Source organism: Allomuricauda sp. R78024, assembly GCF_044596045.1.
In the GTDB taxonomy this organism is placed as follows: Bacteria; Bacteroidota; Bacteroidia; order Flavobacteriales; family Flavobacteriaceae; genus Flagellimonas.
The window spans coordinates 1154263-1169365 of the sequence record NZ_CP138995.1; the positions used below are offsets into that span (position 1 = coordinate 1154263).

16 protein-coding genes are annotated in these 15103 nt (G+C 37.1%); 1 reads left to right on the forward strand and 15 read right to left on the reverse strand.

Annotated features, from left to right (window positions below):
* Positions 1 to 68: 68 nt before the first annotated feature.
* From argH to SJY44_RS05210, 13 genes are all read right to left on the reverse strand, one after another.
* Positions 69 to 1352: an argininosuccinate lyase gene (gene argH / locus SJY44_RS05150; RefSeq protein WP_396591540.1), complete on the reverse strand. Its 1284-nt coding sequence runs from the start codon at positions 1350 to 1352 to the stop codon at positions 69 to 71.
* On the reverse strand, positions 1349 to 1759 hold the full coding sequence (locus SJY44_RS05155) for an ACT domain-containing protein (protein WP_298924384.1): 411 nt from the start codon (positions 1757 to 1759) through the stop codon (positions 1349 to 1351). Before SJY44_RS05155 ends, argH begins: the two co-directional genes overlap by 4 nt.
* A gap of 4 nt (positions 1760 to 1763) precedes the next feature.
* Complete coding sequence (locus SJY44_RS05160; RefSeq protein WP_396591541.1) at positions 1764 to 2840, reverse strand: M20 family metallo-hydrolase; 1077 nt, start codon at positions 2838 to 2840, stop codon at positions 1764 to 1766.
* The gene (gene argB, locus SJY44_RS05165) at positions 2837 to 3616 is read right to left on the reverse strand and encodes an acetylglutamate kinase (RefSeq protein ID WP_396591542.1); all 780 of its coding nucleotides are present in this window, start codon (positions 3614 to 3616) and stop codon (positions 2837 to 2839) included. The genes SJY44_RS05160 and argB overlap by 4 nt, the downstream gene beginning before the upstream one ends.
* A 1-nt stretch (position 3617) precedes the next feature.
* Positions 3618 to 4364 (reverse strand): SDR family oxidoreductase, encoded by a 747-nt coding sequence (locus tag SJY44_RS05170; RefSeq protein ID WP_298924390.1) that lies wholly within the window; start codon positions 4362 to 4364, stop codon positions 3618 to 3620.
* A gap of 11 nt (positions 4365 to 4375) precedes the next feature.
* On the reverse strand, positions 4376 to 5314 hold the full coding sequence (locus SJY44_RS05175) for an acetylornithine carbamoyltransferase (RefSeq protein ID WP_396591543.1): 939 nt from the start codon (positions 5312 to 5314) through the stop codon (positions 4376 to 4378).
* On the reverse strand, positions 5311 to 6438 hold the full coding sequence (locus SJY44_RS05180; RefSeq protein WP_396591544.1) for an aspartate aminotransferase family protein: 1128 nt from the start codon (positions 6436 to 6438) through the stop codon (positions 5311 to 5313). Before SJY44_RS05180 ends, SJY44_RS05175 begins: the two co-directional genes overlap by 4 nt.
* A 5-nt stretch (positions 6439 to 6443) precedes the next feature.
* Entirely contained in the window at positions 6444 to 7244 is an 801-nt protein-coding gene (proC, locus tag SJY44_RS05185) for a pyrroline-5-carboxylate reductase (protein ID WP_396592119.1), read from the reverse strand.
* A 7-nt stretch (positions 7245 to 7251) separates the two neighbouring features.
* Positions 7252 to 8226 (reverse strand): N-acetyl-gamma-glutamyl-phosphate reductase, encoded by a 975-nt coding sequence (gene argC, locus SJY44_RS05190; protein ID WP_396591545.1) that lies wholly within the window; start codon positions 8224 to 8226, stop codon positions 7252 to 7254.
* Entirely contained in the window at positions 8219 to 9409 is a 1191-nt protein-coding gene (locus tag SJY44_RS05195; RefSeq protein WP_396591546.1) for an argininosuccinate synthase, read from the reverse strand. Before SJY44_RS05195 ends, argC begins: the two co-directional genes overlap by 8 nt.
* On the reverse strand, positions 9406 to 10020 hold the full coding sequence (locus SJY44_RS05200; protein ID WP_396591547.1) for a GNAT family N-acetyltransferase: 615 nt from the start codon (positions 10018 to 10020) through the stop codon (positions 9406 to 9408). Before SJY44_RS05200 ends, SJY44_RS05195 begins: the two co-directional genes overlap by 4 nt.
* Positions 10021 to 10238: 218 nt before the next feature.
* Positions 10239 to 11603, reverse strand: coding sequence for a mannosyltransferase (locus SJY44_RS05205; RefSeq protein WP_396591548.1), 1365 nt, complete (start codon positions 11601 to 11603; stop codon positions 10239 to 10241).
* A gap of 137 nt (positions 11604 to 11740) precedes the next feature.
* Positions 11741 to 12202: a GyrI-like domain-containing protein gene (locus tag SJY44_RS05210; RefSeq protein WP_396591549.1), complete on the reverse strand. Its 462-nt coding sequence runs from the start codon at positions 12200 to 12202 to the stop codon at positions 11741 to 11743.
* 205 nt (positions 12203 to 12407) lie between these two features.
* Between SJY44_RS05210 and SJY44_RS05215 the strand changes: the two genes are divergently transcribed.
* Positions 12408 to 13058, forward strand: coding sequence for a hypothetical protein (locus SJY44_RS05215; RefSeq protein WP_396591550.1), 651 nt, complete (start codon positions 12408 to 12410; stop codon positions 13056 to 13058).
* A 235-nt stretch (positions 13059 to 13293) separates the two neighbouring features.
* Here the strand turns inward: SJY44_RS05215 and SJY44_RS05220 are convergent, their stop codons facing one another.
* The gene (locus SJY44_RS05220) at positions 13294 to 14016 is read right to left on the reverse strand and encodes a helix-turn-helix transcriptional regulator (protein WP_396591551.1); all 723 of its coding nucleotides are present in this window, start codon (positions 14014 to 14016) and stop codon (positions 13294 to 13296) included.
* A 116-nt stretch (positions 14017 to 14132) separates the two neighbouring features.
* Positions 14133 to 15008: a transcriptional regulator gene (locus tag SJY44_RS05225; protein ID WP_396591552.1), complete on the reverse strand. Its 876-nt coding sequence runs from the start codon at positions 15006 to 15008 to the stop codon at positions 14133 to 14135.
* Between the last annotated feature and the right edge of the window lie 95 nt (positions 15009 to 15103).

The following is a 15103-nucleotide window of genomic DNA, read 5'->3' on the forward strand; positions in this document are numbered from 1 at the left end:
AGCTTAAAAAGCTATGCAAAATTCATGGAGCTACATTATAGCTTGGCGAAAAGAGCGGATGAATTTTTTTAGGTCAGGACCTTTTCCATTTTTTTCTTGATTTCTTCTAAACACAAATTCCCCAAGCTGCCTTCGTGGACATGTTTGATATCTTTTTTGGGTTTAAAGGTTCCTGCTTCAATTTCGCCTCCCATTTTTTTATAAGCATCTCGAAAAGGCATCCCGCTATTGACTAACTCATTTAAAGTGTCTACGCTAAAAAGGTAATCGTATTTGGGGTCATCAAGGATGGCAGTATTCACTTTTATTTCCTTTAAACTAAAATGCATCAACTCTAAACATGCTTTTATATCTTGAATAGCTGGAACAATAATTTCCTTTACCAATTGCAGATCCCGGTGATAACCGCTTGGTAGGTTATTGGTAATCAAGGTCAACTGATTGGGTACCGCTTGAATCTTATTGCATTTGGCCCTAATCAATTCAAAAACATCAGGATTCTTTTTATGCGGCATTATGCTGCTTCCCGTAGTCAACTCATCCGGAAAAGAAATGAAATGAAAATTTTGGCTCATGTACAAACAAATATCCATGGCCAATTTGGACAGCGTAGCAGCCACACTTGAAATTCCGAATGCTGTAGCTTTTTCTACTTTTCCACGCCCCATTTGGGCTGCAACTACGTTAAACTTCAATGTTTCAAAACCCATTGCCGATGTGGTAAATGTTCGATCTATAGGAAAAGAACTTCCATAGCCCGCGGCACTACCCAAAGGATTTTGGTCCGCTATTTTATATGCTGCATTGACAAAGTGTAGGTCATCCACCAAACTTTCTGCATAAGCTGAAAACCAAAGTCCAAAGGAAGAAGGCATGGCAATCTGCAAATGTGTGTAGCCCGGCAGCAAAACGGCATGGTGTTTTTCAGCCAAATCAAGCAACAGATCAAACAAGGTTTTGACTTCATTTTTGATTTCGGTCAACTCATTTTTAAGGTATAGCTGCATCGCTACCAACACTTGGTCATTTCTTGATCTTGCCATATGGATTTTCTTCCCGGTATCGCCTAGTTTTTCGGTGAGCAAAAACTCAATTTTGGAATGCATGTCCTCAAAATCATCCTCAATGGTGAATAGCCCATCTTCAATGCAGTTTGCGATTTTATCCAATTCCTTTATTAAGGCATTGGACTCATCGTTGGTGATCAATCCTACTTTGCCCAACATTTTGGCATGTGCTTTTGAGGCAACTACATCATACTTTGCCAAGAGTAAATCCAATTCGCGATCAATGCCTACTGTAAAATGATCTATTTTTTTGTCGGTGCTAAAACCTTTGTCCCAGAGTTTCATTTTTTCAATTTAGTGGTGTGCGTCAATTTTAGTAAAACGTTCATGGCTCTCTTTGCATCTAGTTGGTCTACAAAGATGTGGTCATGATAATAAGCGGCAACTACATTACAACTGATTTGGTTTTCTGCCATAGCATTCGAAATTGCAGCTGTAAGCCCAACGGACTGTAAGGAAGAATGTACCATTAGTGTAATACAAGAGGCAACATAATCATAATTGAGGTCTAGATTGTCCGCATTCTCTTTTTTTAAAATAAGGGTCATTCCCTCTTTTTCTTTAAAAGTACCATGAACAATGGTTAAGTCTATTTGAAAAGACTCTGGTACACTAACAAAAACATAACTTTCTTCATGAAGAAAGGGTTTCATTTTGGATAAAAGTGCAGCTAGATTTGTTTCTCCTGACATTGAACTATAAATTAACTAGAAATCCTCTTAAAATTTTGATGTACAAATCTATTCCTTCTTCAATTTCTTGTACATAAATATATTCATTGGCAGAGTGAGATCTTGTGCTATCCCCTGGACCTAATTTTACGGACTGGCAACTTAAAGCCGCCTGATCGGAGAGTGTAGGGGAACCATAGGTTTTTCTTCCTAATGCAATACCACTTTGTACCAAATCATGTTCAGGATTTATTGCTGAAGAGTTTAACCGCAATGAACGAGGTGTCATTTTGCAAGGGGCTTCGCTCTGTAAAATCTCAGCAATTTCCTGATTAGAATAACAATCGTTCACTCGAACATCTACCACCAATTCTACTTGAGCGGGCACCACATTATGTTGATTTCCTGCTTTGATTTGTGTCACCGTCAATTTTACTTCACCCAAAGCATCTGACACCTTTTCAAACGAATAATCTTTAAACCAATCCAATACTTTAATGGTGTTGTAAATTGAATTGTCATCATTAGGGTGTGCCGCGTGAGATGGGGTGCCTTCTACCACAGCGTCAAAAACCACCAAACCTTTTTCGGCTATGGCCAAATCCATTAAGGTGGGTTCGCCTACGACCGCAACATCAATTTTGGGAAGAATAGGCAATAATGCCGTTAAGCTCTTTTCGCCAGCATCTTCTTCTTCAGCAGTTGCTGCCATGATAATGTTATGGGTCAAGTTTTCCTGTTCATAGAAATGAACAAAAGTGGCCAAAAGGGACACCAAGCACCCTCCCGCATCATTACTGCCTAAACCAAACAATTTTCCATCTTCAATATGCGGATTAAAAGGATCTTTGGTATAGGCACTGTTAGGCTTTACGGTATCATGATGTGAGTTTAAGAGCAACGTAGGCTTACTCTCATCAAAGTGCTTGTTGAAGGCATACACGTTGTTGAATTGCCTTTGGGTTTTAACACCAAAGCCGGTCAACCACTCCTCAATAGCATCTGCGGTTTTATCCTCTTCTCCCGAAAAAGAAGGGGTAGGGATCAATTGCTGAAGCAACTCAATAGCTCTTTTGGTCAATATTTCTTGATTGATGTTCATAGGGTCAAAGTGGTGAAATTTGTGGTTGTTCCTTGAAGCATTTCGCTATCTCCGATACAGACTTGTTTTACATTATTTTGAAGTGCTTGGAAGCAATTGTGCATTTTTGGAAGCATTCCGTCTGCTATTGTTCCTTTGGCTATAAGCTCTTTATAATTTTTGGAATCTATGTGTTGAATTACCGAGTTTTCATCATCAATATTTTGAAGCACACCTTTCTTTTCAAAGCAATAATACAAGGTGGTTTCAAATTCATTTGACATACCAGAGGCTAATTCAGCAGCTATGGTATCTGCGTTGGTGTTGAACAACTGCCCTTTGCCATCATGGCTCAAAGCACAAAACACAGGTGTAAATTCTGCTTTCAATAAACTAGCAATATTGTTTGAGTTTATGGAATCTACATCCCCTACAAGGCCAAAATCAATTTCTTTTACGGGTCTTTTATGCGCTATAATTGAATTTCCATCCGCACCGCTCATTCCGATTGTGTTGCAATGCAAAGCTTGAAGTTGGGCAACAATTTTTTTGTTTACCAATCCGCCATAGACCATGATTGCCACATCTAAACTTTGAGAATCCGTAATTCTGCGGCCGTTGGTCATTTTGGCTTCAACGCCTAATTTATTACCAATTTCAGTTGCTTTTTTACCACCGCCATGAACCAATATTTTATGTCCATCCATTTGGGAAAACAATTCCAACAAATGCGAAAGCCCTTGCACATCTTCAATGATGTTTCCTCCTATTTTTACAACTGACAGTTTTTGTTTCATTTTATGTGTTTAGAATTCCACCATCAATGGTCATAGCACTCCCAGTAATCCAAGAAGAATCATCTGAAAGCATAAAAAGGGCTAGTTTGGCAATGTCTTCTGGAGTGCCCAATCTTTTGAGCAAAGTTGCGTTTTTAGCATTTTCAACAGCTTCTTCAGGTTTGTCAAAAGCTTTTGCAGAATCCCATATTAGAGGGGTATCCACAGGTCCGGGGCATATTGCATTAACTCTTATTTTGGGCGCATATTCAACGGCCATTTGCTTCATTAAGGCGAGCGTTGCGCCTTTTGATGCGCAATAGGCGGGATGATTGGGAAAACTCTTAAAAGCCGCTATGGATGAATTAATCAAAATAGTACCTCCCGTACCCTCCTGTAGATGTGGGATAGCATACTTTGAGAGATAAAAAATTGAACTTAAATTGGTTTCTAAAGTGTTTTGCCAAGAAGAAATGGGAAGGTCAACAACATTACCCAATCCTAAAACCCCAGCATTCAATGACAGTGCGTCCAGTTTTCCAAAATTGTCAAGTGCTACATTTACAAGTTCTTCATTGTAAGTGGCATTGCCAACGTCACCAGGAACAAACACGGACTTTTCAAGTTTTTTGGCTAGCGCTTGCCCTCTTTTCAAATTTCGCCCAGAAAGAATAAGTTTTGCGCCCTCACTATACAGGGTTTCTGCAATAGCCTTTCCCATGCCACTAGTTGCTCCGGTAATGATACATACTTTGTCTTTCAGCTTCATACGTTTCATGTTTAAAGGACTTCTAAAATTTTCTTTAGTACAATTAAGGCGGAAAATGTCCTATTATTGGCTTGCTCAACCACTAAACTTTGGTGGCCATCCAAAACCGCATCTTCGACTACCACATTTCTTCGGACGGGGAGACAGTGCATAAATTTGGCAGCATCCAGTTTTTTTTGGGTCATCATCCAACTGGTATCTTGATGTAACACTTCTCCATAATTCATATAACCGCTCCAATTTTTCACGTAAACAAAATCAGCATTTTTTAATGCTGTCTCTTGGTCATATTCAATTTGGAAACCTTTTGTGATTTCCGGATTCAGTTCATATCCTTTTGGATGTGTAATCACAAATTCAGCATCTTGCTTTTTCATCATTTCCACAAACGAATTTGCTACGGCATGTGGCAAAGCTTTTGGATGAGGTGCCCATGACAAGACCACTTTAGGTTTTGACTTGGTTTTATGTTCACTTAGAGTAATGGCATCTGCTAAGGCTTGTAAAGGGTGGGCAACAGAACTTTCCATATTCACTATTGGAATGGATGCATGTTTTGCAAAACCCGTTAGTACTTCTTCAGCTTCATCTTTTGTTTTGTCTTCTAATTTAGCAAATGCCCTTATGGCAACAACATCACAAAACTGCGAAACTACTTGGGCAGCTTCTTTAATATGTTCAGATGTGCCCTGATTCATTATGGTGCCATCCTCATATTCCAATGCCCAACCTTCGCTTCCGAAATTCATGACCATAACTTCCATGCCCAAGTACATTGCCGCTTTTTGTGTGCTTAAGCGTGTTCTAAGACTATTGTTGAAAAATAGTAAACAGATTGTTTTTTGCTCTCCTAAATATTGAAATTGGTAGGGATTTTTTTTTAATGTAATTGCTTCATCAACCCAACTGGGAAGAGAGTCAATATCATTTATGGATAGATAGTGTTTCATGCCAATTCCTTTTTTAGGGCTTCAAAAAATAAATCAATATGTGTTTTGGTAATATTCAAGGCTGGTAAAAATCGGAGTAGTTGTTTGTTTTTTGCTCCACCTGTAAAAACACGCTGATTGTAAATCAAACTTTTTCGTAATTCAGCAACCTCAAAATCAAATTCAAGCCCCAACATTAACCCCCTCCCCTTTATTTTTTTTATCTGTGGAATTTCCATTGCCTTTTCCTTGAAATAGATTTCTAAAGACTCCGCGTTTTCAATCAAAGCTTCTTTTTCCAAAACTTCTAAAACAGCCAATGTAGCAACGCAGGCCAAGTGGTTACCACCAAAAGTGGTTCCTAAAAGGCCATAGCTTGCTTTAATGTTTTCATGGATTAAAACCCCACCAACAGGGAAACCATTCCCCATGCCTTTGGCTATGGTAATAATATCTGGTTGAATATCATGATGCTGAAATGCAAAGAACTTACCACTTCGTCCAAAACCGGATTGTACCTCGTCAGCAATTAAAATGACATTGTTTTCCTTGCATTTTTCAGTGATAAATTGATAAAACTTTGTTGTTGGTTCATCCAATCCGCCAACCCCTTGAATTGCTTCCAAAATCACTGCACAATATTCACCCGAAGTAATTGCGGTTTCAAATCCTTCAAAATCATTTAATGGAAGAAAAGTTACTTGTTGCTGTTTGTTTAATGGCGCATTTATGTTGGGATTGTCCGTTGTGGCGACTGCGGCTGAGGTTCTCCCATGAAAACTATTGTTAAACGCAATCACTTTGGATTTTCCAGTATGAAAGGAAGCCATTTTAAGTGCATTTTCATTAGCCTCAGCTCCAGAGTTGCACATGAATAGGTTATAATCCTCGCATTTGGAAAGCACACCTAATTTATCGGCAAGCTCTTGTTGCAAAGGGTTTTGAACAGAATTGCTGTAAAACCCAATGTTGCTTAATTGTTCCTTAAGTCGGTTTACATAATGCGGATGCGAATGTCCTATTGAAATTACCGCATGGCCTCCATAAAAATCGAGATATTTTTCACCCTTGTCATCCACTACCTCAATACCTTTTGCGGATACCGGTATAACATCATAAAGCGGATATACATCAAATAGTTTCATATTTTTTACCCTTTTTTGATGTGGCTAATTTTTTCAAATGAGGCTACAATTCCCCTAATCAAAGAAGAACTTAACCCTTGGTGTTCCATTTCATTTAGTCCTTCAATGGTGCAGCCCTTTGGAGTGGTAACCCTATCAATTTCTTCTTCAGGGTGACTTCCGGATTCTATTAAAAGACTGGCGGCACCATTACATGTGTGCATTGCCAATTCTTGGGCCTCTTTAGCATCAAAACCAAGTTGAATTGCCCCTTGCGTGGTTGCGCGAATCAGACGCATCCAAAAGGCAATGCCGCTGGCACAGATTACAGTGGCCGCTTGCATCTGATCCTCTGGAATCTCTAAGGTATGTCCCATTCTATTGAAGATGGCCTTGGCCAAATCGATTCGTTTTTTTCCAAGTTCATTGGTGCAAAGACAGGTCATTGAATTACCTACAGAAATTGCAGTATTGGGCATGCTTCGGATAATATATCTGTCTGAACCTATGATTTCTTCAATTTTGGAGATACTAAAACCAGTTATCGTACTTATGATAACATGATTCTCTGTTAATAAATCTTTGACCTGTTCTAAAATGGCAGCAAAATGCCCTGGTTGCACTGCAAAAATTAGAATATCTGATTTTTTTACAGCTTCTTGATTGTCAGAAGTGACGGTGACATTTCCATACTTTTCAAAATCCTTGATTTCTGTTGTATTTCTTTTAGTAAGATACATGGTGGTGGCCCCATTGCTATGCAAAACTCCTTTTGCTATTGCCAACCCTAAGTTTCCTGCTCCTATTATTGCTATTTTCATTTTGATTTTCTTTTTAAAATACTCCTGCTTTTAATTGTAGCCCTAGGCTTACATCAAAATCAAACATTAAGTTCATGTTCTGAACGGCTTGCCCAGAAGCTCCTTTTATTAAGTTGTCTATGGCAGATGTTACTAATAATTGGTCTTCATGTTTGTGTAAATGGATATGGCATTGGTTGGTGTTCACCACTTGTTTTAAATGGATGGGTTCTTCAGAAATATGGGTAAAAACAGCATCGGAATAAAAATCTTCAAACAGTTTTTTTGCTTCATCCAATGAGCTCTCAAATTTAGTATAGGCCGTAGCTAAAATACCTCTAGTAAAATTTCCTCTATTGGGCAAAAAGAACAGTTTGCCAGTTGGGTTTCCAAAGGAATCCAAGCTCTCCCCAATTTCTCCTAAATGTTGATGGGTGAAGGGCTTATACCATGAAACATTGTTATTTCGCCAGCTAAAGTGTGATGTGGCGGATAAACCTACTCCGGCACCCGTACTACCGGTTACAGCATTTACATGAACTTCATTTTTTAACAAACCTGCTTTGGCCAAGGGCAATAATGCCAATTGAATAGTAGTGGCGAAACACCCAGGATTGGCAATATTATCAGAAACTTTTATTTCTTCTTTGTTCAATTCAGGAAGTCCGTAGATAAATGATTTTTCGTTGAAGGTGCTATCTTGATGGAGTCTAAAATCATTGCTCAAATCAATGATTTTGGTATTTGCCCCAAAAGTGTTTTCTTCCAAGAATTTTGTTGAATTGCCATGCCCTAGGCACAGAAAAACAACATCTACTTTTGGGTTTATTTTTCCAGTAAATTCTAAATCTGTCAAACCCAATAAGTCTTGATGGGCGGTGCTAATGGGTTTTCCTGCTCGTGTGGTACTGTAGACAAAGTCAATATCGGTTCCTGAATGATTCAATAAAAGTCTGATCAATTCTCCACCAGTATATCCAGAACCACCTATAATTCCTGCTTTAATCATTACTTTGATTTACATGGTTCGCAATTTTCCCAGAATTGGAAAGTATTTTGATAAACCCTTTTGCATCATCAGCGGTCCAACCTTTGTTCATTTCGCCATAGCTTCCAAAAGAAGCGTTCATTAAATCATTTTTCGAGGAAATCCCATTCAGCTCAAATCGGTAAGGATGCAGTGTCACAAAAACATCGCCAGAAACATTTTTTTGAGTGTCTTCTAGAAATACTTCAATATTCCTCATGACTTCATCCAAATAATTTCCTTCATGCAATAGCATTCCATAGAAATTCCCCAGTTGTTCTTTTTGATATTGTTGCCATTTGCTCAAGGTGTGTTTTTCAAGCAAATGATGCGCTTTAATAATAATTAATGGCGCTGCAGCCTCAAAACCTACCCTTCCTTTAATTCCAATAATGGTATCACCTACATGAATGTCCCTTCCTATAGCATATTTTGTAGCTATTTCTGAGAGCTTTTCAATATTCTCAACAGGAGTTCCTGTTTCACCATCAATAGCGATAAGTTCCCCTTTTTCAAAACTAAGCTTGAGCTCTTTTGAAAACTCTTTTTCCAATTGACTTGGATATGCTGTTCCGGGTAATGGTAAATGTGAAGTCAATGTTTCATCGCCGCCAACGGAGGTACCCCATAATCCTCGGTTGATGGAGTATTTTGCTTTTTCCCATGGATAGTCCACACCATTTTTTTGTAGATAATCAATTTCAGCTTCTCTAGATAATTTGTTATCCCTGATTGGAGTGATTATTTCAATTTCCGGAGCTATAATTTGAAAAATCATGTCAAATCTTACTTGGTCATTTCCTGCTCCAGTGCTACCATGGGCGATATAATTAGCGCCAATTTTTTTAGCATGGTTGACAATTTCAATGGCTTGGACAATACGTTCTGCACTTACGGAAAGGGGATAGGTGTTGTTCTTAAGCACATTTCCAAAGATGAGATACTTCACTACTTTTTCGTAAAAATTGGAAACTGCATCTATGGAAGTATAGGATGTAGCTCCTAAATCCAGCGCTTTTTGCTGTATGCTTGTTATTTCTGCTTTGGAAAATCCCCCTGTGTTCACACTTACTGCGTGGACTTCAAAGTCTTTTTCTTTTGATAAATATTTTGCGCAGTAGGAGGTATCTAAACCTCCGCTATAGGCTAAAACTAGTTTTTTCATTTTGCTTTCTTTTTTAGAAAGAGATTTTCCTTAATTCGTTTCAATCTTTGAAACGCTTTGCCATTAAGTCTTTTTGATTCAGTTTTTGATGTGTTTGGGTTGTACAGCATTCCGGTGCATAGACACATGTTTCGCTCGGTTCTGGTAAGAATGTCAAAGTTTTTACAGGTTTGGCAACCTTTCCAAAACTCTGGGTCATCTGTTAGTTCAGAAAATGTAACAGGTTTGTAGCCTAGTTCATAATTCATTTTCATTACCGCCAAACCAGTTGTTATTCCAAAGATTTTGGCGTCAGGAAATTTTTGTTTAGAAAGTTCAAAAACCGCTTTTTTAATTTTTTTGGCCAGCCCCTGTTTTCTGTAATCAGGATGTACGATCAATCCAGAATTTGCAACAAAATTTTTGTTTCCCCAGACTTCAATGTAACAGAAACCGGCAAATTTTTCACCATCCAATGCAATTACTGCATTAGCGTTCTCTAGGCGTTTTATAATATATTCTGGTGTACGCTGGGCAATACCGGTACCACGAACTTTTGCCGATTCAGTAATGGTATCACTTATGATTTGAGCGTATTTAAAATGTGATTCGTTAGCAACTATAATTTCCATTGCTACTTTGTTTTTGAACTAATAAATAATTGAAAGCTGTCTGATGTATTGCGGAAATGGACTCACCTATTTCCAGGAATATAGTGTACCCTTACGGGCGGCGACGCGGAGAGAATGGACGTACTTGAGCAAAGATGCTCAAAGTAGATAATATGTTTTTTTGTCCTTTCATTATGGGTTAAATGTACAAATTAATTCCAGTTGGCATAGAAAAGGAGTTATTTTTTAAAGAAATGTAACTTTTTTTCCCCTTTACCTATTAATTCATAAATAAGAAACCCAAAGACCAGAATATACTCAATGGCCAATAGCCAAAGATTTTCAATATAATCTGAATTTGAATATGCATAATAGCTTAAAACCGCGGTAAAAGACCAAATCATGGCAAACTGATATCTGGTGAATATGCTTAGCACCAGCAAAAAAACTATATACCAAGGATGTACTGTGCTTGATAGAAAGTAATAGCTGGAAAGTACAATGAGCATTGAGGTAATTAGGACATTGTAATTCTGATTTTTTCTAAGAAAGGCAATTAGCAGCGTTCCAATGATTACTGAAATGGCAATGACTTTACCATAGATTTTAATTAGTTCCCAAGGTTTGGCATCAAAATAATTGACAGCAATTTTCTTAACTCCATTATAGATTCCTGCATTAAACTCAAAGTTAGAGAACCAGAGGCCTACAGTTTCTGAGTAGTTGTTGATGAAGACTTGGGAGTAAAAAGGAAGTAGCAAAATAATGCATGTAGCTCCCACTAAAATATAAAACAGGACACTTTTCTTAAAACCAAAGTATTTTAGAAAAAGAGGCAAAAATAAGATTGGCACAAGTTTTACCATTATGGACAGGGCATAAACAGGAGCTCCCCAAACCCATTTGTTGATGGCGATTAAATATAAAGACCAAACAAAGAAAAACAACATGACTCCTTCAAAATGCAGATTTCCTGTTAATTCAACCACCACCAGTGGGTTTAGAAAATACCAAAAAGCCATGTGATTGGATCTATTGAGATTTTGAAGCAACTTTCTTCCAAAATAAAGAATACCGATATCCGCTAGAATGATGGTAAGCCTCATTGTTATTATGGACCCGAGGATGCTTCCCCCTCCCAACATAGCTGCAATGGTAAATATAAGTTGATTTATTGGGGGGTAATTGCTATAGTGTTTTGCACTTAAATCTCCCATGCCAGCAAACAGTTCAGGTGCATTTGCAATAGGTAAATTTTCCTGAAGAATAAGTTGATTTGGCAAGTGTATGTATGGATTGATTCCGTTTTTGATCAATTCCCCATCCCAAATAAAGCGATAAAAATCCTGCGAGAGATTAGGTTCTACAAAGAGGAAAACCAATCGAAATAGAATCCCAGCGACCAATAAGAACTTAAAGTTCCATTTTTCAAATTGGATCAATTTATAATGGAAGAAAAAAAGGGCAGCGAACAGCCCTAGCAGTTTTGGGAAATCTTCTCGATCTAAATCAAAAGCAAAAACAGCATAGAACAACGTGCAGCCTAAAACTATAAGGATAGAATAGGCATGAAGCTTCCAAAATTTTGTGATTTGATGCGGCATGGTAAACGAACATCTCTTGTGCCTGCAAAGAATATAAAAATATATTTGATTCTAAACATTTGGGAAGGATAATAACCCGTTGTGCATTTGAAAGGTGGGATAAAGCTTTAAAGCACAACGGGTAGTCCTAGTGGGTTTTACTCCGTTGCTATGAGTATTTCAGCCTCACCGTTGGTAGGATCTAGTGCTTTCTCGCCATAAATTTCAATATCTGTGGTGTACGCTCTTTTCAAATCCGTATTCCAGATATCCATCCAAGTGTTGATTACCGCATCTTTGGTTAGGTCTCCCTTGGCAATAAATTGTGTATAGTTGGCCTCTGGAACCATTTTCACGGTCATGTCTTCGGGAATATCATCCAGATTGGATACACTACAACCAATAACTATGGTGTAAGGTTTTGTATGATCTCCTTCGTAATCCGTATAAATAGCATAAACAGTTTCATCGGTTTTACTTGGGATTCGGTTCAATGTATTTTCCGACATAAATCTTTTCCAAAGTTGTGGAATGTCTTTTTCAGCTTTTCCTTTGTTGTTAGATGTTCTGGCGGAAAGACCAACAATGGTCAATGCATCTCTTTTTGTGATAGTCATCATGATAAATTTAAGATTTGTACAAAAATATTAGCAGGCTATGACAAGGGTGTGTCAGGGGTGTTTAAAATTGGTCAATTTATCTATTGGATCTATTAATTCAACCTGGATTTTTAATAAAAAATTCGCGAACTTCACTTATCGTTGGATATAAATCATTAAAACGGATTCATATCCTTTTAGTTGGCAGCAAGTTAAAAACTAATAAATGAGAAAACTTCTTTTGACCCTTTTTACCTTTTTTCTAATTTTTTCCTGTAATCAGGAAAGGAATAATGAAAATGATAATAGTGATTTTGCAACATACGGTTTGTTGACTGAAGAACTTTATACATTAAATGTTCTTCTTAAGGAACAAATAATAAATGAATTAGACAATGGATATCTAGAAGATAATGATTTACACCATATTTATGATAGCCTAACTACCGAATACGTTGCATTATTGGATATCACATCAGAGGCTCTTCTAAATAAAGTTGATGTTGAAACTCCCACAGACTATTCAGGCGATTTTTCAAATCCCAAATATATCAACGATTATTTTTTTGATGGACAAACGTATAACTCTAAAGCTATTCAGTTTATTAAAAATACTAATACATATCGTACTGAACTTCTTAAGTTGGTAGAAAATGAAAATCTAGCTTCCAAAATTGAATTTATACTCCAAACTCACGACCCTGAAATGCGGAATGGAGAAAAAGTAAAATACCTAAATTATTATTATAAGGACATGCCATTAATTGGTGTTATAGCTTATATCAATCACAAAAAGAGTAGCATCCTGGAATTGGAACTGGAATACCTGAAAAACCTAAAAATAAAACCAGCTGCCAACAATACCTATAGCAAATAGGGCATAAAGTGCTATTTTTAAAGGCTTGGGCGTGTTTGCTGTGTCCGCCAAATCTTTTGGATTTGGCAATTAAAAAAGAAAAAATAATTACAAAACAAAAAGCTCTGGCTCGCAGACCAGACGGAAACGAAAAGTTTCCTTGCCTGCCCTACTTGCCATAGCCGAGACGATAAGTGTCATCATAAAATTCGTACTCCTATGCCGGCGAATATTTTAGTTTAAAGAGTACACACCATTATTTCCCGTCAGGGTGATTGGCACCTTGGTAATACTTATCATATGATTTATAATATTCTTCCAAGGTCATATTATGTGATTCAAAATGTTCTGATGTAGCGGTTATTTTTTGAATATGGTCTATCCTAAAAACCCTAAAAGCTTTCCTGAGCCTGCAGTATGCAATTAGCAACCAGTTTTCTTGGGTACTATACAATGCAAAAGGCTCAATAGTTCTATTGGAGTGTCTTTTGTCAATGGATATATATTCAATATTCAAAACCTCAAAATTGGTGATTGCAGACTGAATGCGCATTAAATAGTTGCTGGTCTTTTGGTTAGAATAGTTATTGCTAAAATAGATGCGCTCTGTTAGTAAACTGACTTTTTCTTTTTGAGAACCTTTTAGGAGTGCTTTAATTTTTAGAATGGCCTCGCTATAGTTTTGAACAAAAGAGGTGTCTTTGTTTTTAAGAACCAATTGTTCAGCAGTGATAAGGGCATTTGCTTCATTTTCCGTAAACATTACTGGGGGCAATTTATAACCTTCCATCATGGTATACCCCTTGCCTTCTTCTGTAATTATGGGAACTCCGGATTTTTCCAAAGTACGAATGTCCCTATAAATGGTTCTAATGCTAACCTTATGTTTATCTGCAAGCATTTTTGCTGTTACAATCCTTGAGGATTGTAATTGGGTTAGAATAGCCGTAAGTCTTGAAAGTCTTGGTTTTTCTTCCATACAGAACTATAGTTTTATTTAGGTATTTTTCAATTTGATGTTTCTAATCAGGGTCGTATAAATCTAACAATTCTGAATTGGGCCTGCCATTGATAACGACATTTGGTGAAATGAAATCACCATTTAAAATCACTTATTTTTTTGTCATTAAAAAGTACTTTGATGGTATCATTGTTTTCGTACGCTATGTAATGAACGGAGCTATTGCGTTGTGATAGTTTTTTATGCTCTAAAAGTTTAGATAAAGAATCTTGGGGCTTGAGGTTCGAGATCATCATGCCTTCTTTTTTAGGAAACTTTATATAACTGATTCTGTTTGTATGAAGATTGAAAACATTTAAAGAATAGAAATCGTTTTTAGCTAGCGTTGTGTTATAAATTATGTTGCTATTGTCAGATGACCAATTTGCCACTATGGATTCTGGCTTTGAAAAGGAATCTAGTAGGCGTATTTTTCCATTTGTAATATCTTCGGTAAACAAGGCATAGTTTACGCCATCTTTTTTTATTGAAGCAATGATTTTTCCATTTGGAGATAGAATCTTGTGTGCCTCAGCGTTTTTTTTGAAGATGTAGATGAGGGCGGTTACAGCTAAAGCCAATATCAAGATGCCCCATTTTAAATTGCTTCTTCTTTTTATGATTGGAATGGTCCGCTTTTCGATTTCAACTTTTTTCAGGGGAGCGATTAATCGATATCCTTTTCTTGGAAGTGTCTCTATAAATTGAGGATTTGCCCTCGAATCCCTAAATACTTTTCTTAATTCCGATACAGTTTTATCTAATGAATTTTCAGTTACAATGGTTCCTGGCCAGGCTTTCTCCAAAAGCTCTTTTTTCGATATTGTTTGTCCATTAGCTTTGATAAGTTCTAACAAGACTTTCGCAACTTGATTTTGCAAATGAACTTTTTCGCCTCCGTTTGTTAATTCAGAAGTAATTGGATTTAATGTCCAGTCTTTTATTTTATAGTGATACTTTTTTTTAGACATTGAAATATTGAAAATAGAATACGCCTTTATTGAATTCAGAAATAATTCAGGTTCTAACAGATTCAAATAAATACTATTGCCATATTATTGACAGA